This is a genomic window from Lentzea albidocapillata subsp. violacea, from assembly GCF_900100275.1.
GTDB classification, from domain to species: Bacteria; Actinomycetota; Actinomycetes; order Mycobacteriales; family Pseudonocardiaceae; genus Lentzea; species Lentzea violacea.
Window position 1 is genome coordinate 389,987 of the sequence record NZ_FNET01000004.1, and the last position, 19,219, is coordinate 409,205.

A 19,219-nucleotide genomic window follows, 5' to 3' on the forward strand; every position below is an offset into this window, starting at 1 on the left:
CTCCTAAGTGCGCGGAACCGCGCTGATCCGCAAGTCCGGTCCGCTCATGGTGACGTCTTCCACGGTCAGCCTCACAGCGTCCGTGATGGTTGACACGCCCGCGTCCAGCACCGCCGCGGGACCGGCCCCGAGCAGCGCCGGCGCGATGTAGGCGAGGACCCGGTCGATCCGGCCGGCGCGCCAGAACGCACCGGCGAGCGTCGGGCCGCCCTCCAGCACCACGTCGACCACGCCCCGCTCGGCGAGCACCGCCAGGACGGCGTCCGGATCGTGCGTGCGCAGGTGCAGTGCGGTGTGCTGGAGCTTCGCTCCCTCCGGCAGGTCGCTCGTGCCCACCACCACCGGCAACGGCTGGTGGGGCAACGGCATTCCAGCGGCGTCCCTGGCCGTCAGCGCGGGGTCGTCCAGCCTCACCGTGTTCATGCCGACGACGATCGCGTCGAGCTTGGCACGCATGTCGTGGACCTCCTTGCGGGAGGTCTCCGAGCTGATCCACCGACTGGTGCCGTCCTGGGCCGCGATCCTGCCGTCGAGCGAGGCCGCGTATTTCCACGTGACGTGCGGACGGCCCGTGCGCGCGTAGTGCAGCCACGCCCTGAGGGGGCCTCGGCTGACTTCCTGCTCCAGCAGTCCGCTCTCGACCGTGACGCCGGCTTTTCTCAGGACCTCGACACCACCCGCGGCCTTCGGGTTCGGGTCGCTGGTGGCGTGGATGACGTGCTTGATGCCGGCTTCGATGAGCGTCTCGGTACACGGCGGCGTACGGCCGTAGTGCGAACACGGTTCGAGGGTGACGACCGCGGTGCCACCACGGGCCTTCGAGCCTGCTTCCTTGAGCGCCATCACCTCGGCGTGCGGCCCGCCGACCGGCTGCGTGCCACCGAACCCGACCGCGTTACCGCCCTCGTCGAGGATGACGCAGCCGACCGGCGGGTTGGGGCTGGTGGTGCCCCGGACCCGCTCGCTCTCCGCGATGGCGATCGTCATCGCGTCCTCGGGGGTCATCTCGCACCGGCTGCCTGGGCACGCAGGGCCTCGACTGCCTTGCCGGGGTCCGCGGCGTCGTACACGGCGGAACCCGCGACGAAGCAGTCCACGCCGGCCTGGGCGGCCTGTTCGATCGTGTCGGCGTTGATGCCGCCGTCGATCTCCACCAGCAGCTTGAGGTGCCCGGTGTCGACGAGGTGACGGGCCTGGCGGACCTTGTCCAGCACGTCGGCCATGAAGCTCTGCCCGCCGAAGCCCGGCTCGACCGACATGACCAGCAGCGTGTCGTAGTGCTTGAGCAACTCGACGTACGGCTCCAGCGGGGTGCCGGGCTTGATGCTCAGACCGGCCTTGCTGCCCGCCGCCTTCAGGTTCCTGGCCAGCGCGACCGGGTCGTTCGCCGCTTCGACGTGCACGGTCACGTTGTACGCGCCCGCCTCCGCGTAGCCGATGGCCCAGCGATCCGGGTCCTCGATCATCAGGTGGCAGTCGATCGGGATGTCGGTGACCTGGAGCAGCGACTTCACCACGGGCAGGCCGAGCGTCAGGTTGGGCACGAAGTGGTTGTCCATGACGTCGACGTGGATCCAGTCCGACGTGGGCACCGCGGCTAGCTCGTCGGCGAGGCGCGCGAAGTCGGCGGACAGGATGCTGGGGGCGATCATCGGCGTGTGGACCACAAGGGTGAAGTCTAGGTGTCCAGCAGGTCGAGCAGCCTGCCGGGAGCCACGTCTGAGACCACGACGACACCCGCACCGGTGAGCGTCGTGACGTGCGTCTCCCACATGGGGTGGCGGCGCTTGTCCGCGTTGGCCTGCGGCATGACGACGACCTTGCAGTTCTCGACGCCGATGGCCTCGTTCAGCGCGGTCAGCGCCTGGTTGTCGCCGATGCCCAGGGCCAGCTTGGCCACGGAGTTCGCGCTGGCCGGAGCGAAGACGAACGCGTCCGGCGTCGGATAGGGCTTGGGCTGGCTCGGCATCCTCGGCTCCCAGCGGATCGGGAGGTCCGTCAGCGCCTGCAGCCTGTCCAGTTCACCGGCCTCCTCGAACCACGGGACGACCGTCGGCGTGAACGTGATGGCCAACCGCCACCCCAGTCGCACGGCCGGCTCGGCGAGTTCGGTGCGGAACCAGCCCTCGACACCGCCGCAGCCGCTTGCGACCAGTCCGAGCAGCCCACGTGTCATGTGGACGATCTTAGGTCGGGCGCTTGCGCCAGTGCGGCGAGCTGGTCCAGCGCGGCGTTCAGCGGCTGCCTGGTGTCGATCTCGACGGTGGCCGGCTCGCGCGGCAGCGGCTCGATCTCCCGCGTGTGATCCGGCTCCGCTCTTCCTCGGTCTTGCCGAACGGACTGCCCGTTCTGCTCGCGACGCGTTCCAGGACGGTGCCGATCGGTGCGCTGAGCAGGACGATCTCGTCGAACCTGGCGTAGAACGCCGCCTGGTTCGCGACTGTGCCCCCCGGTGAACAGCGGCCGGCCGGACCGCTCGTGCCCGGCGATCAGCTCATCGATCCGGTCCTCACGCCACAGCGGTTCGCCGGTGCGGTCGATCCAGTCGCCATGGTCGGTGTCGACGGTGCGATATCCGTTCTGCGCCACCAGGTTCAGCAGGGCCGACTTCCCCGTGCCGGACCTGCCGGTCACCAGGACCACCACCACCCCACACGCCCGCTCGTCACCCGGACAGGTGAACTCCGGACCCGTTGTACGGCCTGCGGGCGACGAGGCACGAAAACTTGTCGGACCCCGTCGCTAACGTCGTTCCCGAGCGCTCAAACCGGGCGTCGCAGCACCAAGCAGAACATCGCGTCGGTGCCGTGCAGATGAGGCCAGAGCTGAACGTGCGGTCCTTCCCCGAGGTCCGGAACTCCCGGGAAGAACTCCCGCGTGTCCAGCACTTCGGCCCCCGTCCGCGCCGCGACGTCCGTCACCACCCCTACTGTCTCGGAGAGATGAGGTGAACACACGACATAAGCCACCACGCCGCCAGGGCGCACCAGTCGCAGCGCCTCGGTCAGCAGCTCGCGTTGCAGCTTCGTGAGCGTGCCGACGTCGGCGGGCTGGCGCCTCCACCGCGCCTCCGGGCGCCTGCGCAGGGCACCGAGACCGGTGCAGGGCGCGTCGACCAGCACGCGGTCGAACGCCCCTTCGACGAAGTCGGTCTCGAGGCCGTCGGCCACGTGCACGGTCACCGGCAGGCCTGAGGTGAGCTTGCGCACGAGCTCGGCGCGGTGGGGTGCCTTCTCGACGGCGATCAGCTCGCCGCCTTCGAGGCCGACCAGTGCGGCCAGCAGGGCGGCCTTGCCGCCGGGGCCCGCGCAAAGATCGAGCCAGCGGTCGTCCGTACCTTCGATCGGCGCGCGCGTCAGGGCGAGTGCGCAGAGCTGGCTGCCCTCGTCCTGGACGTGGGCGAGGCGCTCCCGGACGGGCTCGAGATCGCCCGGGTCGCCCGCCCCGGCCTCCAGGTGCACACCGTAGGGCGAGTACGGCGCCACATCACCGCCGGTGATGGCGGCGAGCTCGTCGGCGCTTACCTCGCCTGGGCGGGCCACCAGGTGCACGGCCGGGCGCGCGTCGTCGGCCTCGAGGGCCCGCTTCAGCGGTTCCTCGCGGCTGCCGAGGGCCTCCGCGAACGCCTGCGCGATCCAGCGCGGGTGGGCGTGGGTGAAGGCCAGGTTGCCGACCGGGTCGGTTTCCGGGTCGGGGGCGAGCTCGTCGACCCACGCCGCCTCGTCCTGCGCCGCGACCCGGCGCAGAACGGCGTTGACGAAGCCCGCGATCCCGGAGCCCCGCTCGGCCCGGACGAGGTCGACGGTCGAGGCGACCGCCGCGTGTGACGGAATGCGGGTGCGCAGCAGCTGATACGCACCGAGCCGCAACGCGTCGAGCGCCGAACCGTCCACTTCGGACAACGGCCGGTCGGAGCACGACTCGATGACGGCATCGAGCAGGCCCTGCGCTCGCGACGTGCCGTAGGTGAGTTCGGTGGCAAGCGCCGCGTCACGGCCGGTGATACGGCGTTCGCGCAGCAGCTGCGGCAGCACGAGGTTGGCGTACGCGTCGCGCTGGCGCACTGCGCGCAGCGTCTCCAGTGCGGCGAGGCGGGCCGGGTCCTCCACGGGCGGCCGGGCGGGCCCGGTGCGCCGGCGTGGAGGGTGGGGGCTGCTCGGGCGGGAAGGCTTCGAGGCGCCTCGCGAGTGGTTGGTCATGCGATGCGCTCCCCTGTTTCGATCCGCACGCCGCGTGCCCAGTCGGTGGCGGCCATGCGCTTCTTGCCCTGTGCCTGGACCTCACCGAGGGCCACGGCGGTGGTCGCGGTGCCCACGAGCACGCGCTTGCGCTCGACGAGCACCTCGCCCGGTGGCAGCGACACGTCGGCCACCGGCGTCACCGGGCCGAGCTTGAGCCGTTCACCGCGGAACTCGGCCCACGCGCCGGGCTCCGGCGTCACGGCGCGCGCCAGGCGGTCCACGGCGACGGCGGGCGTGGTGAAGTCGAGGCGTGCGTCCTCGACGGCGATCTTCGCGGCGTAGGTGACGCCGTCGGCGGGCTGGTCTACGGCGACCAGCGTGCCGTCCTCGATGCCGTCCACAGTGGACAGCAGGAGGTCGGCTCCCGAGACGGACAGCCGGGTCAGCAGGTCGCCGGAGGTGTCGCGGTCGCGCACCTTCTCGGTGACCACGCCGAACACCGGGCCCGCGTCGAGTTCCTTCACGATGCGGAACGTCGAGGCGCCCGTGATGTCGTCGCCGTTGCGCACGGAGGCCTGCACCGGCGCGGCGCCGCGCCACGCGGGCAGCACGGAGAAGTGGAGGTTGACCCAGCCGAACCTCGGCACGTCGAGCGTGCGCTGCGGAAGCAGGTTGCCGTAGGCGACGACCGGGCAGAGGTCGGGTTCCAGCGCGCGCAGGCGGTCGAGGAACTCGGGATCTCCCGCCTTGGCCGGCGTGAGGACCTCGATGCCGTGCTCGTCGGCGAGCGCGCCCACCGGGGAGCGCTCGAGCCTGCGGCCACGGCCGGAGGGTGCGTCGGGACGGGTGACCACGGCGACGACGTCGTGGCGGGAGGAGTCGATGAGGGCGCGCAGCGAGGGCAGTGCGACCTCGGGCGTACCGGCGAACACGAGTCGCATGGTCAGCTGGACCTGCCGAAGAGTGGGTGCGGGCTCTGTTTCAAGGTGGGCACCGTACCGTCGAACCACTCGGACTGCCGGATCTCCCGCATGGCCTGCTTGCGGGTGTCGGCGTCGAGGCGGTCGAGGAACAACACGCCGTCGAGGTGGTCCGACTCGTGCTGGATGCAGCGGGCCAGCGTCTCGGTGCCCTCGACCTCGACGGGCTCACCGTGCATGTTCCAGCCCTTGGCCACGACGTGCAGGTGGCGCTTGCAGTCCCACGACATGCCGGGGATGGACAGACAGCCCTCGGAGCCGTCCTGCATCTCCTCACCCACCACGTCCCACGTCGGGTTGACGAGATGGCCGGCGAAACCGTCGCAGTGGTACGTGAACACACGCAGTCCAACACCGAGCTGAGGCGCGGCGAGTCCTGCCCCGCCCGCGTTCTGCATCGTGTCCCACAGGTCTTTGACCAGGGTGCGCAGTTCCTTGTCGAAGTCGGTGACCTCGGTGGCCGCGGTGCGCAGCACGGGGTCGCCGAACAGGCGGATGGGTTGGACGGTCACGCAGTGCTCCTCGTGTGGACTGGAGGCCAGTCTACGAGGAGCGCGGTCAGTGCTCGGACGCGCTGCCGAGGAAGATCACGCCCACCAGCGCCACGACGAAGTGGCCGGTGAACCGCAGAGCCGTCAGCACGGGGCGCAGCAGCGCGTGGATGTCGAGGTGGGCTGCCGGGGCGCTGGAAACCGTAGTCGTCGTCATGCCGTCAACTGTGCCGTTGACGCAGGTCAACCCACATCGGCTCGCGGTATCGAGCCCGCATCAGCCCAGGGTAGGAAGATCACGTGCCGTCCTCGGCCACAAGGTGGAGACCCCGAAGCCACCAGGCTGATGCAATGGGCACATGACCTGGACGGCACCCGAAGTCACCCCGGCCGACGAACCGCTGCTCGGCGCGGAACGCCCGATGCTCGAAGCGTGGCTGGACCGCCACCGCGCCACCTTCCTCGCCAACTGCGCGGGCCTCTCCGGCGAGCAGCTCGCCACGGCGTCCACCCCGCCGTCGAACCTGAGCCTGCTGGGCCTGATCCGCCACCTGACGGACGTGGAGCGCGTCTGGTTCCGCCGCCGCCTGGCGGGCGAGGACGTCCGGGCCCTCTACAGCGTGCCGGGCAACTTGGGCGGCGGCTTCGAGCACCTGGACCCCACCCGTGCCGAGGCGGAGTACGCCGGCCTGCTCGCCGCCATGGCCGAGTCCCGCACGGCCGTGGCGGCTCGGGACCTCGACGACACCTTCGTGCACGAGCGCGTGGGCGAGATCTCGGTGCGCTGGCTCTACATCCACCTGATCGAGGAGTACGCGCAGCACAACGGTCACGCCGACCTCATCCGCGAACGCGTCGACGGACGCACCAACGACTAGCGGCCTTTCCCGGCCGTGTATGCCGGTCATGACGCCGAGCCGGCGACCAGTTCAGCGACCCGCGGACGTACACGGGTGTCCGCCGCACGGCGGATCCTGGCCAGGACCTGTTCCGGGACGAGATGGTGGTGGTGTGACCGGCCGGCTGGAGTGCGGGGCTGCCGCACTCCAGCCGGGCCGGAACGCGCTCAGCCCACCTTCACCACGCGGGCGGCGCCTCCGCCGCGCCGGGTGGGCTCGGCGACGGCACGCCAACGGCCGTCCCCGGCTCGTTCGACGGCCGTGGCGGCGCCGATCTCGGCGTTCTGGCTGAACCTGTGCCCGATGGCCTGCAGGCCCGCCGTGGTCGAGGCCGCGATGAACGCCGCCTCGGCCGGGGTGGTGGCCGCGTTGCGCTGGGAGGCGCGCGGGGCGGCCACCGCGTCGACGAGGGACATCTTGCGGTCCAGGCGGGCGGTCAGGATCTGGGTGACCGTGGTGATGATGGTGGCGCCGCCCGGCGAGCCGACGGCGAGCAGGACCTTGCCGTGGTCGAGAACGATCGTCGGGGCCATGGACGAGCGCGGGCGCTTGCCGGGGCCGGGGAGGTTCGGGTGCGGAACGCCCGGGGTCGGGGCGACGAACTCGAAGTCGGTGAGTTCGTTGTTGAGCAGGAAGCCGCGGTTCGGCACGACGATGCCGCTGCCGCCCTCCGCCTCGATCGTCAGGGTGTAGGCGACGACGTTGCCCCAGCGGTCGGCCGTCGTGAGGTGCGTGGTGCGTTCTGCGTCCTCGCGCAGGGCCGAGGTGCCGGCGGTGGCTTCGCAGGCCTTGGGGTCGCGCGGGTCGGCGGCGGGTTGCGGGGCGGGCAGCACGGCGTCGGGCTTGATCAGGCACGCGCGGCTGTCCGCGAACCTCTGCGAGAGCAGGCCCTCGGTCGGCACGCGGGAGAAGGCCGGGTCGCCGACCCAGCGCAGGCGGTCGGCGAAGGAGAGCTTGGTCGACTCGATGAAGCGGTGCAGGTACTCGACGTCGGAGACCTTCGAGAGGTCGGTCGACTCGAGGATGTTGAGCGCCTCGCCGACGGTGGTGCCGCCGGACGACGGTGCGGCCATGCCGTAGACATCGAGGCCCCGGTAGCGCGTGTGCGTCGGGTCGCGGCGCTCGACCCGGTAGCGGGCCAGGTCGGAGAGCCGCATGTCGCCGGCGCGGACGTTGCGGGTCGAGCCGGGCACGACCGGCGGCTTCCGCACGGCCTGCACCAGGTCGCGGCCGACCGCACCGCCGTACAGCGACGCGAGTTCGGTGCGGGCGAGTTCGCGGTAGGTGTCGGCGAGCTGCGGGTTGCGGAACGTGCTGCCGACCGCGGGTGGCCGGCCGCCGGGCAGGTAGAGGTCGCGGGTCGAGGTGAAGTCGGCGAAGCGGGCGGCGTTGTTCGCGATCTGCGAGTTGAACGTCTGGTCGACCACGAAACCACGCCGGGCCAGCGCTTCCGCGGGCGCCATGGCCTCGCGCAGGTTCAGCGTGCCCCACTTGCGCAGCGCCTGCTGCCACGTCTTGGGCGTGCCGGGGACGCCGACGGACTTGCCGCTGGTCATCGCCTCGGCGAACGGCAGGGGCTTGCCGTCCTCCACGAAGAGCTGGTCGGTGGCGGACCGCGGCGCGGTCTCCCTGCCGTCCAAAGTGGACACACGGCGGGTGCGGGCGTCGTAGTGGACGAAGAACCCGCCGCCACCGATGCCCGCGCTGAACGGGTCGGTCACGCCGAGCGCGGCGGCGGTGGCGACGGCGGCGTCGACGGCGTTGCCACCGCGGCGGAGTACGTCGATGCCGATCTGGGACGCGTCGGGGTCGACGCTCGAGACAGCGCCTCCCCAGCCCACCTGCTCGGGCACGCGTGGCGATGATTCCGCCGCGCCTGCCGGAGCAGGGGCGACCAGTACGACGGAGAGCGTCAGTGCGGCAACCGTTCGCAACATGCGGAAACTTCTACTCCGTTACGACCGGATGGCAACACTCCTTGAGGAAGGCCTAAGGTGCGGGCGTGTCGATCGATCTTGCCCAGTTGCGAACCAGTTTCACGAACACCCCGCTCGACGAGGCAGACCGCGAGGAAGCACTGCACCTCCTGCTGCGCGAACGCCGCGACGGCGACGCCGATCTGCTGCGGCACCTGCTCGCCCAGGAGACCGCCGCCCACCAGGAGGGCTGGGGCGTCAGCGAGGCGCTCGGGCTCGCCGCCCTGCTGCTCGCCGAGTGCGGCCGCGAGGAAGACGTCTGGGCCCTGTGGGAGGCCAAGAACGCCTCCTTCGACACCATGGCGGGCCTCGACGGCTTCCTGCTGTTCCCGGCGGGCATCGCGGGCACGACGGCGCACGTGATCGCGGGCGAGGACCACCCCGAGCGCGGCGACCTCATGACGTACCTGAGCGAGTACCTCGAGTACGAGAAGCTCACCGACGAGGACATCCGCGAGCACCTGGCGGGCCTGCGCTCCCACTACGAGGGCTGAACGCGCGTCAGCCCCGGTGGGTGGTCGCCGAGGACGGCGAACGGCTATTGCGCCGCGGCCCCGTGAGGACGCCCGCCGCACGTGTGAGCTTGTCGCCCAGCGCACACCAGGTCTCCATCGAATTCAGCGCTACAGGACCTCCAGCGGGTCGAGCTTGATCCGAACCAGGTCCTGTTCCTTGCGGGCCGTCCGCACGGCCTGCGCCTCCGCCAGCACGGCGGCCAGCTGGCGGCCTTCCGCCCGGGAGACCCGGACCAGCGCGCGTTCCTTGGTCTCGTCGTCGCCCAGCGGCACCGGGCCGAGGATCTCGCCGGTGGGCGGCAGGCGGAGTTCGTCGAGCATGGCGTTCACCGCGTCCGGGGTGCCGTCGACGGTCGCCATCCGGACGGCCGGCGGGAAACCGAGCTCGGTCCGCGCGGCCAGTTCGGTGGCGGCGTGCCACACCGGGTCCCAGCGGACCAGGGCCTGCACCGGGGTCAGGGACGAGTCGGCGATCACGACCACCCTGCCGGTGCCCGGCCGCACCAGGCCCGCCGCCGTCATCCACCGCCGCAGCGCCTCCTCGGAGGCCCGCAGGTCGGCCCTGCCGAGCAACGCCCATCCGTCGAGCAGCAGCACCGCGCCGTAGCCGCCCTCGGCCACGGGTTCGGCGCCCGGTGTCGCGACGACCAGTGACGGTTTGCCCGGCACCTTGGTCAGCACCTCGTCGGCACCGCTCGTCCGCACCAGGTGGCCGGGGAACGCCCGCCCGAGCTCCTCCGCCGTGCGCCTGGCGCCGATGACCTGGCCGCGCAGCTTGCGTGACCCGCACGTGGGACAGCGGAACCCGGCCTCCGTCGCCGCGCACCACCGGCAGTACGCGGGCTTCGGCAGCCCGTGCTCGGTGCCGCCGGGCAACGCCAGCGGACCGGCGCACCGGCGGCACCGCGCGGGGCCGCGGCACTGGCCGCAGGCGAGCGACGGCACGTAGCCCCGGCGCGGCACCTGGATCAGCACCGGCGAGTCGGCGAGGGCGAACCGGGCCGCGTCGAACGCGATGGACGGCAGCCGGGCCGTACGGGCGGCCGGGTCCTTGACGTCCTGCCACTCGTTGTCGCCCACCGAGATCACCCGCGGCGCGACGGACCTCAGCGTCTCGCGCGACGCCACGATCTCGTGCGCCCAGCCCGTCTCGACCAGCAACTGCGCCTCGGCCGTGCGGGCGAACCCGCCGATGAGCAACGCGGCACCCGTCATGTGCGCGCGCTGCACCAGCACGTCACGCACGTTCGGATACGGCGACCTCTGCTCGACGTGCAGGTCGTCGCCGTCGTCCCAGACCACGAGCAGCCCAGGGTCCCGCACCGGCGCGAACGCCGTCGCACGCGTGCCGACCACCACCCGCGCGACGCCACGGCGCACGGACAGCCAACGCTTGTAGCGCTCCGACGGCCCGAGATCGGCCGACAGCGTCACCACGCCCTCGATCAACGCGCCGCACGCCTCGGCGACACGGGCCAGATCGCGGTGGTCGGGCACCACGATGATCACCCCGCGCCCGGACGACGCGACGGAGGCGGCCGCCTCCGCGAGCCGGGCTGGCCAGTCCTCGGCGGGCAACGCCTGCCAGACGGCGTGGGCGGGACGGCCCTCGTGCAGGGCCTCCAGGTACTTGGGGCCGCGGGGATAGCGCGACCAGGCGTCGGCGGGAACGGGCGGCAGCTGTGACCGTGCGAGGGCTGGTTCCACCGTTGCGGGCTCACCGTCGGACGCGTGGACCCAGGCGGGAAGCCGCGGCAGCGGCGGCGGCTCCCCCGGCGCCGCGGCCTCCGCGCGGGCGTGGCGGGGCGGGACGGCCAGCCGCAGCACGTCGATCATGCCGCCCGCGTACCTGTCCGCGATCGCGCGCGCCAGTGTGGCGATCTCGGGCGCGAGCACCGGTTCGGGTGACACGACCTTCTCGATGAAGGCGAGCTTCTTGCCGTACTCCGAGGTCTCTGCGCGCTCCAGCAAGTAGCCGTCGACCAGCTGGCCCGCGAACCTCACCCTGACCCGGCAGCCGGGCGCCGCGGCAACGTCCAGTTCGGACGGAACCGAGTAGTCGAACGGCCGGTCCAGGTGGGCCAGCGGCACGTCCACCACGATCCGGGCGACCGGCAGCGACTCCGCGGGGACCCGTTCCCCTTTTCTCGCTCCGGTCTGCGCGCTCATACCTCCTGGTGTATCAGACACCCCCGACAGTCACGCGTTGCGCCTCACCAATCCGGTGAAGCCCGCCACGAACAGGGTGGCGAACGCCCAGGCGAGGATCTGCAGCAGCCACGTCGAGGCCAGCACCACCTGGCCCGCGCCCGCGCCCGTGTCGACCGTGCAGCGGGCGGCGTCCACCTTGACCAGCGGCGTCGCCACGTTCAGGGCGTAGCCGACCTGCTCGACCGTCGAGCACCGCACCGCGCCGGAGATCAGCACCACACCGATCGACACGGCGAGTACCCCGGCGAGCCACACGAGCGCGAGGCCCGGCCGGTACCCGTGTCCGACGGTCACACCGCGGATCAGGTGCCAGCGGCGTCCCCATCGCGAGAGCTGACCGCGACGACGCAGATCACGTTGCTGGGCAACGCGGATCCGCCGCACGTCACGTTCGTGGCCGGCGGCCTGGTGCGCCGAGGCGAGCTGGGTCCAGGGCTGGGCCGAGTAACGAAGAGTGCGCTCCGACAACAACGACAGCCATTCGTCCACTGTGGCGTCGCGCGGCAGCCCCTCGTAGGTGAGCCCTTCGAGCTGCACCTGGCCGGCGATGCCGCCGAACGGCATCAGCAGGTCCTTGCCGACGCGCACGTGCCGCAGGTCGAGCGCGACGCCGGACGAGCTGAAGCGCCCCTCCCGGAAGATGATCTGCCCGTCCACGCGAGTCCCGCGCATACGCACGGCCGCGTGCCTGCCACCGCCCGAGACCTCACACCCCGCGTTCAGGAAGATGCCGTCGCCGATCTGCAGGTCCACCAGGGTCAGCCCCGACTCGAAGCACCCGCCACCGAACATCAGCACGCCGCCGACGCGCGACCCGCTCAGTGTCACGGAACCCGCCGCGTGGAACCCGTCGTCCAGGTAGGCGCTGCCGCCGACGCGCAGGTGCGGCGCGTCGACCGACACCCCGGCGCCCAGCCGGGCACCGCTGAGCCGGAGGTGGTGATCGACGGTCAGGCCGCGGGCCTCGACGGCCGGCGCGACCAGCCCACGCAGGTCCAGCAGCGAGAACTGCGCCCGGCTGAGCAGCACCGGCTGCTCCGTCGAACAGTCCCGCAGCACCAAGGGCTTCTTGGCGACGACGTCGGACAGGTCGAGCTGACCCGTGATCGTCGCGCCGACGATCTTCAGACCCCCGGGATCCAGCGCCTCGTGCTCGATCATCCGCTTCCGGATCTCATCCCCCGTGATCTCCACGGGGCCACGTTAGCCGGAGATCGACTCCTGACCGTTCTCGATGTGACCGCACAAACGACGGCGGAACTTCGGCTCTTCCTCCACCGTCACCGTCACGTCGTACCAGCCGGAGTTCATGGCGGTCAGCCGCGGGATGACGTGCAGATGCCCCGGCCTCACGACGTAACGACGCCGCCCCAGCACGAACGTCAACCGCGACGACCCGCTGTTCTCCAACGTCAGCGTCAGCACACGGCTGTATCCGCGCACCGACGACGAGACGCGCGCACGGTCAGAGGATGACCCTGCGAACTCACGGCGGAAACCGTTGGGCCCCAGCAACACGAGGTCGTGCTCACCGGCGACTTCCAGCGAAGCCGACGACGCGACGTCGAAGTGCTGCGGCAACGCGAACTGCCCGGAATACGGGTACAGCGCGAAGTGCACGGACGCCGCCCCGGAGTTAGACATCTCCAGCGAGGACCCACGCAACGACGCGTCAGGCTGGTACGGCAGAGCGCGCGCACGCCGCCGTCCGGCCTCCTGCTCCGGCATCTTCTGCTCGGAAGGGGGAGCCGGACGCCACCGCGGCGTCGCGGGCGGCACCGGGGCGGGCTCGCCGACCTCGGGCCACGTCCGGCGGCGGTCGAAGTCGAACGCCGAGGTCAGGTCACCGGCGACGGTCCGGCGCCACGCGGAGATCTCCTCCGACCGCACCCCGGTCCACTTCTCCAGGAACTGTGTCATCGACGTGTGGTCGAACACCTGCGAGTTCACGTAACCGCCCACGGACCACGGCGAGACGACGGTCATCGGCACGCGCGCACCCAGTCCCAACGGCCGGTCACCCACGTATTCGTCGGTGACGGACAACGGCGGGCGCGGCGGCGGCACGTGGTCGTAGAAGCCGTCGTTCTCGTCGTAGGTGATGAACAGGACCGTGGACTCCCACACCTCCTGGTTGGACGCCAGCGCGTCCAGCACCTGGTAGGTGATCGAGGCGGAGGCGGCGGGCGAGGACGCGCCGGGATGCTCCGAGTCCACAGAGGACGGAACCAGGTACGACACGGCGGGCAACCGGCCAGCGGCGACGTCCGCGCGGAACGTCTCCCCCAGTCCGCCGGGCTGCACGCGGCGCAGTCCCCTGTCGTACAGCGACTTCTCCGCCGCGGAGAGCTTCGAGAGGTCCAGCGAACCGATCAGCGCGGGGTCACCGGTCCCGTACAGCTTGTCCAGCGACTTGAACCCGGCGGGCAGCACCTTGCGCGCGATCTCCTTGAACCGCGCGTAGAACTCCAGGTTGTTGTCCTGGAAGTTGTCCCACTCCTGGTACACCCGCCACGACTTCCCGGCGGCCTCCAGGCGTTCCGGGTACGTCTTCCACGTATATCCCGTGTGCGTGTCCTCGCTGTAGGCCGCGTTGCCAGTCGCACGGCCACCGGAGGGCTCAAAGCCCGTATACCCGGACACCCAGTAGTTGCGGTTCGGCGAGGTCGAGGACGGCACCGAGCAGTGATAGGCGTCGCACAGCGTGAAGGTGTCCGCGAGCTCGTAGTGGAACGGGATGTCCTGGCGCGTGTAGAACGCCATCGTCGCCCCGGACTTCGCGGGCACCCAGTTGTCGTTCCACCCGCCACGCAACGCCGAGTGCCCGCCGTTCCAGCTGTGGTCCAGGTCACCGATGTACTGGACGTCACGCCCGGACGCCGCCTCACGCACCGGGAACGGCAGCACGCCCGACTGGTTGAACACACCCCTCAGCGCGTTGCGGTCGGAGAACCCTCGCACGCCACGGAGCATCCCGAAGTAGTGGTCGAACGAACGGTTCTCCTGCATCAACAGCACAACGTGCTTGATCGCGCGCAGTCCTCCCGCACGGGGCTCACGAGCCAATGCGGCGTACACCGACGGTGGCAGCAGCGTGCCCGCACCAGCAGCAGCGACGGCAGCCATGAACCCACGACGAGAGAGCGACATGAACCGAGTTTGTAGTCTCGGTACATGGCGCGGAACCAACCCTCGTATGAACAAAGGCCTTGGATGTCCAGGGCCCTTGTTCACAGATCACATCAGCAGCGGCGATAGCGGCCACGTGCGGTGTCGCCATGCTCGTCCCCTTACCGAAGCGCGGCCAGAAGACGTTTCGCTTCGTGCCGAGCAGGCTCCAGAAGCGGACTGGGTGTCGGCGTCCCCGAGTTGATCCGGACGACGTTCGAGCAGACCAGAAGCTGGGCGAGCAACCCCGAGCGGCTGTTGAGGTCATCCGCGAAGACCTCCTGTACCCGATCAGCCACCGCTGGCACCCGGAGACTGGCTCCCCACAGCGTTGCGGCGTCCAAACCACGCGGTCCGAGCCCCCAGGCCTCCCAGTCCAGCAGGCAGAACTCCGGCCCGGTGACGTTGCCCCAATGAAGCTCGGCGTGGGCCGTTGCCCACTCGTCCACCTCGGTTTTCACACCCTCGTCGCCGAACACCTGGTTGATGCGGCGCGTCACGTGCTTCTGCGAGATTCCCACCCGTCGAGTCTGGAACTCGGCCAGAGCCGCCAGCGACGCCTTCAAGTCATTCCACCACGTCGGCAAAATGTCCGGCTCGTGGTCAATGACCCCGGTTGACTGCACGGCTGTGGACGAGACGATTTCGGCCTCGTCTGCCCGCCACACCACCGATCGTCGCTGGTCGATCCAGCGGTACGAGCGGTACAACTCGGGCTTTCTCACGCCGACGATCGATGAAGCGGCTTCCCCTCCAAACCATGCCTGGAGGTGCACACCTTCCGGAGTTCTCCACGCCACACGCACCCAGGTGTCCGCTGTCGTGGGAAGGCCGACCGTTGCGCCCTGGGTGCCGTAGGTGGGGCGGGACCGCACCAGTTGCACCCCCAGCGCCCTTTCGACCTCGGCGAACACGTCATCCAGGGGTTCGTTACGCAGCTTGTAGCCGTCGAATTTCATAATTCGATAAGTTGACAGGCGCTTGCGATCCACGTCCAGCGTGGTAGCGCTGATGAGGTCACGCAGATGGGTTGGGTTGCCGGCGCCGACCGCGACGCGTTGGACTGCTGGCAGCGCATAGGCGAGCCGGAACGCGGCCTGGTGCTGGCTGCACAATGGCTGGCCTTCCAGGATCGTCCGTGCGTTGATTTCGTTCCGCGCTGACGAGCATCCCGGCGCGCACCATCACGACGTCGGGGCGCGGCGCCTTCGTCGGCCGCCAATGCTGCCGGCACAGGGGCCGGGTTCCACGAGGAGATGCCCCACTCTCCGCACAGACCCGCGTCGACCGTGAAGGCTCGATCAGTAAGTTGGAACTTCACTGTACTCAGCAGGCCCGACAAGATCGCCGGACGCGGAACGGCCCGCCTCCCCGGAGGGAAGCGGGCCGTTCGGGGGCTTGCGGGTGATCAGGCGCCGGCGGCGTTGCGCAGGGCCTCGGCGCGGTCCGTCGACTCCCAGGGCAGGTCGACGTCGGTGCGGCCGAAGTGGCCGTACGCGGCGGTCGGGGCGTAGATCGGACGGAGCAGGTCGAGGTCGCGGATGATCGCGGCGGGCCTGAGGTCGAAGACCTCGGTGATGGCCTGCTGGATCTTCTGCGGGTCCACGGTCTCGGTGCCGAAGGTCTCGACGAACAGGCCTACCGGGGCGGCCTTGCCGATGGCGTAGGCGACCTGGACCTCGACGCGGGTGGCGAGGCCGGCGGCGACGGTGTTCTTCGCTACCCAGCGCATGGCGTAGGCGGCGGAGCGGTCGACCTTCGACGGGTCCTTGCCGGAGAAGGCGCCGCCGCCGTGGCGAGCCATGCCGCCGTAGGTGTCGACGATGATCTTGCGGCCGGTGAGGCCCGCGTCGCCCATCGGGCCGCCGATGACGAAGCGGCCGGTCGGGTTGGTGAGCAGGCGGACGTCCGCGGTGTCGAGGGTGAGCTCGGCGATCTCGGGGGCCACGACGTGCTCGCGCAGGTCAACGCCGAGGAGCTTCTCCAGGTCGATGCCGTCGGCGTGCTGGGTGGAGATGACGACGGTGTCGAGGCGCACGGGCTGGTCGCCCGCGTACTCGATGGTGACCTGGGTCTTGCCGTCCGGGCGCAGGTACGGGACGGTGCCGTCCTTGCGGACCGCGCTGAGGCGGCGGGACAGGCGGTGGGCCAGCGCGATCGGCAGCGGCATGAGTTCGGGCGTGTCGGTGCACGCGTAGCCGAACATCAGGCCCTGGTCGCCCGCGCCCTGCTTGTCGATCTCGTCGTCGGCGCCTTCGACGCGGTTCTCGAAGGCGGTGTCGACGCCCTGCGCGATGTCCGGAGACTGCGCGCCGATGGCGACGTTCACGCCGCACGAGTGGCCGTCGAAGCCCTTCGCGGACGAGTCGTAGCCGATCTCCAGGATCTTCTCTCGGACGATCGTGGGGATGTCCGCGTACGCCTCGGTGGTGACCTCACCCGCGACGTGGACCTGGCCGGTGGTGACCATCGTCTCCACCGCGACGCGCGAACGCGGGTCCTTGGCCAGCAACGCGTCCAGGATCGAGTCGCTGATCGCGTCGCAGATCTTGTCCGGGTGTCCCTCGGTCACCGACTCACTGGTGAACAGCCTGCTGCTGTGCTGGCTCACGGACACTCCTTAGGTGCAGGGTTGGACTGAAGAAAATTCTACTTAGAGTCAGTCAAGCGAGCGCTAACCGCGTCCCACACCGCGGACGCCACTTGCGTCTTGGGTCCGTGGGGTATAGGAGTCTCGGCGCCATCCGGGGACAGCAGCCAGCCGGCGTTGTCGTCCTGCTCGAACGCCTTGCCGTCGCCGACCGCGTTCAGCACCAGGAGGTCGCACCCCTTGCGCCGCAGCTTCGCCCGTCCGTAGTCGAGCACCGACGTCGTCTCGTCGCCGGTCTCCGCGGCGAAACCGACGATCAGCTGGCCCGTCCTACGTGCGGAAACGAGCTCCACGAGGATGTCGGGGTTCTTCGTCAGCGTGATCGGGTCGGGGTCACCGTCGGTCTTCTTGATCTTGTGCCCGGTGAGCGACGACGGCCGGAAGTCGGCCACCGCGGCGGCCATCACGACCACGTCCGCGTCCGCCGACACCTTGTGCATGGCGTCGCGCAGCTCCACCGCGGAGCCCACGCGGACGAGGTCGACACCCGCGGGCGTGGCCAGGTCCGCAGTGTTGCCCGCGACCAAAGTCACTCGGGCACCGCGTTGCGCCGCCACCCGCGCGAGTGCATAGCCCTGCTTGCCGGACGAGCGGTTGCCGATGAACCGCACCGGATCGAGTGGCTCCCGCGTGCCACCGGCGGAGATCGCGACGTGCACACCTTCGAGTGTCCGCCGCAGGGCGTCGGGCCGCACCAGCAGCAGCCGGGCGAGTTCGACGATCTCGGCGGGGTCGGGCAGGCGGCCCTTGCCGGTGTCCTTGCCCGTCAGCCGGCCGGCAGCCGGTTCGGCGACGATGACGCCACGGCCGCGCAGCAGTTGCACGTTGTGCTGGGTGGCCGGGTGCTCCCACATCTCGGTGTGCATCGCCGGCACCAGCAGGACCGGGCAGCGCGCGGTCAGCAGGGTGTTCGTCAGGAGGTCGTCCGCGAGGCCGTGCGCGGCCTTCGCGATCAGGTTCGCCGTCGCCGGGGCGACCACGACGAGGTCGGCGTTCTGCCCGAGCTTGACGTGCGGCACCTCGTGCACGTCGTCGAACGGGTCGGCGGACACGACCTGGCCGGACAGCGCCTCGAACGTCGCCGCGCCCACGAACTTCAGCGCGCCCTCGGTGGGGACGACCCGCACGGAGTGACCGGACTCGGTCAGCCGCCGCAACACCTCACAGGCCTTGTACGCGGCGATGCCCCCACCAACCCCGAGAACGATCCGGGGCTTGACGGGGGCATCAACGTCAGATGCAGCGGAAGTCAACAGCTCTCCTGTGAAGGAACGACCGCGAGGTCACCCCCGCGACATGCACTCCCGCCGAGTCCAAAGAGAAGACCCGCTGGGTCCGGGGACAAAGTCCCCGACTCTGAAGCCTAGGGGCAAGCCCCAGACTTTGACACCAGGGCTTGCCTCCAGCCCCAAAGCAAGGGACAAGGGGCAAGCCCAGGCTTCGGAACCTAGAAGCCAAGACCCCGACCTCAGTGCCAAGGGCCGAAGCCTCTGGACTTTGGGTAGGGGCCGATGCCTCCAACCTGGGGTCCAGGGGCGAAGCCTCTGGTCCCCAGGTCCGCAGGCGAAGCCTCTGGTCCCGGAGTCCGCGGGCGAAGCCTCTGGTCCCGGAGTCCGGGGGCGAAGCCTCTGGTCCTTGGGGCAGGGGGCGAAGCCTCCAACCTTGGGACCAAGGGGCGAAGCCTCTGGCCCTGGGGGTCGGCGGCGAAGCCTCCGGCCTTGGGGCCTAGGGGCGAAGCCTCTGGCCTTGGGGGTCCGGGGGCGAAGCCCTCCGGCTGGGGTGTGGGGGCTCGGCCCCCACAAGACACTAGAAGGCGGTCCAGGTCTGCGCTTTCCGCAGACAGACCTCTCCCAGAGCAGCCTTCTACGCTTCGCTTCCCTCAGTGTGCTCGAGGAGACCAGCGTGGATCTCCCTGAGCGCGATCGAGAGGGGCTTCTCACGCGGGCCCGGCTCGACGAGCGGGCCGACGTACTCGAGCAGGCCCTCGCCGAGCTGTGCGTAGTAGTCGTTGATCTGGCGGGCACGCTTCGCGGCGTAGATCACCAACGCGTACTTCGAGCTCACCTGCTCAAGCAGGTCGTCGATCGGCGGGTTGGTGATGCCCTCCGGAGAACCGGTCAGGTGACCGAGCTCGGTGTGGGTGATCAC

General features: G+C 70.4%; 18 protein-coding genes. 2 read left to right on the forward strand and 16 right to left on the reverse strand.

The features are described from left to right. Positions 1–3: 3 nt before the first annotated feature. From ribD to BLR21_RS42425, 8 genes are all read right to left on the reverse strand, one after another. Positions 4–1,005, reverse strand: coding sequence for a bifunctional diaminohydroxyphosphoribosylaminopyrimidine deaminase/5-amino-6-(5-phosphoribosylamino)uracil reductase RibD (ribD, locus tag BLR21_RS12265; RefSeq protein WP_090005943.1), 1,002 nt, complete (start codon positions 1,003–1,005; stop codon positions 4–6). Further along, on the reverse strand, positions 1,002–1,652 hold the full coding sequence (gene rpe / locus BLR21_RS12270) for a ribulose-phosphate 3-epimerase (RefSeq protein WP_030481877.1): 651 nt from the start codon (positions 1,650–1,652) through the stop codon (positions 1,002–1,004). The genes ribD and rpe overlap by 4 nt, the downstream gene beginning before the upstream one ends. Positions 1,653–1,678: 26 nt before the next feature. Further along, positions 1,679–2,176, reverse strand: a complete 498-nt coding sequence (locus tag BLR21_RS12275; protein ID WP_090005944.1) for a flavoprotein — start codon at positions 2,174–2,176, stop codon at positions 1,679–1,681. Continuing rightward, on the reverse strand, positions 2,173–2,634 hold the full coding sequence (locus tag BLR21_RS12280; RefSeq protein ID WP_256334645.1) for a shikimate kinase: 462 nt from the start codon (positions 2,632–2,634) through the stop codon (positions 2,173–2,175). Before BLR21_RS12280 ends, BLR21_RS12275 begins: the two co-directional genes overlap by 4 nt. 128 nt (positions 2,635–2,762) lie before the next feature. Further along, positions 2,763–4,199: an RsmB/NOP family class I SAM-dependent RNA methyltransferase gene (locus BLR21_RS12285; protein WP_090005945.1), complete on the reverse strand. Its 1,437-nt coding sequence runs from the start codon at positions 4,197–4,199 to the stop codon at positions 2,763–2,765. Further along, complete coding sequence (gene fmt, locus BLR21_RS12290) at positions 4,196–5,122, reverse strand: methionyl-tRNA formyltransferase (RefSeq protein ID WP_090005946.1); 927 nt, start codon at positions 5,120–5,122, stop codon at positions 4,196–4,198. The genes BLR21_RS12285 and fmt overlap by 4 nt, the downstream gene beginning before the upstream one ends. A 2-nt stretch (positions 5,123–5,124) precedes the next feature. Next, entirely contained in the window at positions 5,125–5,673 is a 549-nt protein-coding gene (def, locus tag BLR21_RS12295; RefSeq protein WP_030481882.1) for a peptide deformylase, read from the reverse strand. A 46-nt stretch (positions 5,674–5,719) separates the two neighbouring features. Further along, the gene (locus BLR21_RS42425; protein WP_176929602.1) at positions 5,720–5,869 is read right to left on the reverse strand and encodes a hypothetical protein; all 150 of its coding nucleotides are present in this window, start codon (positions 5,867–5,869) and stop codon (positions 5,720–5,722) included. Between the two features lie 142 nt (positions 5,870–6,011). Here BLR21_RS42425 and BLR21_RS12300 point away from each other — a divergent pair, with 142 nt between their 5' ends. Then, positions 6,012–6,530, forward strand: coding sequence for a DinB family protein (locus tag BLR21_RS12300; protein WP_090005947.1), 519 nt, complete (start codon positions 6,012–6,014; stop codon positions 6,528–6,530). A 188-nt stretch (positions 6,531–6,718) separates the two neighbouring features. Here BLR21_RS12300 and ggt read toward each other — a convergent pair whose 3' ends face one another. Further along, a complete protein-coding gene (ggt, locus tag BLR21_RS12305) occupies positions 6,719–8,488 on the reverse strand; it encodes a gamma-glutamyltransferase (protein ID WP_090005948.1) in 1,770 nt (589 codons plus the stop codon). A gap of 65 nt (positions 8,489–8,553) precedes the next feature. Between ggt and BLR21_RS12310 the strand changes: the two genes are divergently transcribed. Beyond that, entirely contained in the window at positions 8,554–9,021 is a 468-nt protein-coding gene (locus BLR21_RS12310) for a hypothetical protein (protein ID WP_090005949.1), read from the forward strand. A gap of 129 nt (positions 9,022–9,150) precedes the next feature. Here the strand turns inward: BLR21_RS12310 and BLR21_RS12315 are convergent, their stop codons facing one another. From BLR21_RS12315 to rpoZ, 7 genes are all read right to left on the reverse strand, one after another. After that, a complete protein-coding gene (locus BLR21_RS12315; RefSeq protein WP_090005950.1) occupies positions 9,151–11,211 on the reverse strand; it encodes a primosomal protein N' in 2,061 nt (686 codons plus the stop codon). A 30-nt stretch (positions 11,212–11,241) separates the two neighbouring features. After that, positions 11,242–12,447, reverse strand: coding sequence for a hypothetical protein (locus tag BLR21_RS12320; protein ID WP_090005951.1), 1,206 nt, complete (start codon positions 12,445–12,447; stop codon positions 11,242–11,244). A 9-nt stretch (positions 12,448–12,456) separates the two neighbouring features. Then, the gene (locus tag BLR21_RS12325) at positions 12,457–14,403 is read right to left on the reverse strand and encodes a phosphocholine-specific phospholipase C (protein WP_090005952.1); all 1,947 of its coding nucleotides are present in this window, start codon (positions 14,401–14,403) and stop codon (positions 12,457–12,459) included. Between the two features lie 140 nt (positions 14,404–14,543). Further along, complete coding sequence (locus tag BLR21_RS12330; protein WP_256334646.1) at positions 14,544–15,536, reverse strand: hypothetical protein; 993 nt, start codon at positions 15,534–15,536, stop codon at positions 14,544–14,546. A 293-nt stretch (positions 15,537–15,829) separates the two neighbouring features. Continuing rightward, positions 15,830–17,032, reverse strand: a complete 1,203-nt coding sequence (metK, locus tag BLR21_RS12335; RefSeq protein WP_176929603.1) for a methionine adenosyltransferase — start codon at positions 17,030–17,032, stop codon at positions 15,830–15,832. Positions 17,033–17,070: 38 nt separating this feature from the next. Next, positions 17,071–18,324 carry a bifunctional phosphopantothenoylcysteine decarboxylase/phosphopantothenate--cysteine ligase CoaBC gene (coaBC, locus tag BLR21_RS12340; protein ID WP_084401951.1) on the reverse strand — a complete coding sequence of 418 codons (1,254 nt, stop codon included), beginning with the start codon at positions 18,322–18,324 and terminating at the stop codon, positions 17,071–17,073. A 610-nt stretch (positions 18,325–18,934) separates the two neighbouring features. Further along, positions 18,935–19,219 (reverse strand): DNA-directed RNA polymerase subunit omega, encoded by a 285-nt coding sequence (gene rpoZ, locus BLR21_RS12345; protein WP_051771754.1) that lies wholly within the window; start codon positions 19,217–19,219, stop codon positions 18,935–18,937.

Bases quoted from the DNA above. Each gene is read 5' to 3' on its own strand.
- ribD (WP_090005943.1), bottom strand. From the start codon at position 1,005: ATGACCCCCGAGGACGCGATGACGATCGCCATCGCGGAGAGCGAGCGG.
- BLR21_RS12285 (WP_090005945.1), bottom strand. From the start codon at position 4,199: ATGACCAACCACTCGCGAGGCGCCTCGAAGCCTTCCCGCCCGAGCAGC.
- BLR21_RS12315 (WP_090005950.1), bottom strand. From the start codon at position 11,211: ATGAGCGCGCAGACCGGAGCGAGAAAAGGGGAACGGGTCCCCGCGGAG.
- BLR21_RS42425 (WP_176929602.1), bottom strand. From the start codon at position 5,869: ATGACGACGACTACGGTTTCCAGCGCCCCGGCAGCCCACCTCGACATC.
- fmt (WP_090005946.1), bottom strand. From the start codon at position 5,122: ATGCGACTCGTGTTCGCCGGTACGCCCGAGGTCGCACTGCCCTCGCTG.
- BLR21_RS12325 (WP_090005952.1), bottom strand. From the start codon at position 14,403: ATGTCGCTCTCTCGTCGTGGGTTCATGGCTGCCGTCGCTGCTGCTGGT.
- BLR21_RS12300 (WP_090005947.1), top strand. From the start codon at position 6,012: ATGACCTGGACGGCACCCGAAGTCACCCCGGCCGACGAACCGCTGCTC.
- rpe (WP_030481877.1), bottom strand. From the start codon at position 1,652: ATGATCGCCCCCAGCATCCTGTCCGCCGACTTCGCGCGCCTCGCCGAC.
- BLR21_RS12275 (WP_090005944.1), bottom strand. From the start codon at position 2,176: ATGACACGTGGGCTGCTCGGACTGGTCGCAAGCGGCTGCGGCGGTGTC.
- ggt (WP_090005948.1), bottom strand. From the start codon at position 8,488: ATGTTGCGAACGGTTGCCGCACTGACGCTCTCCGTCGTACTGGTCGCC.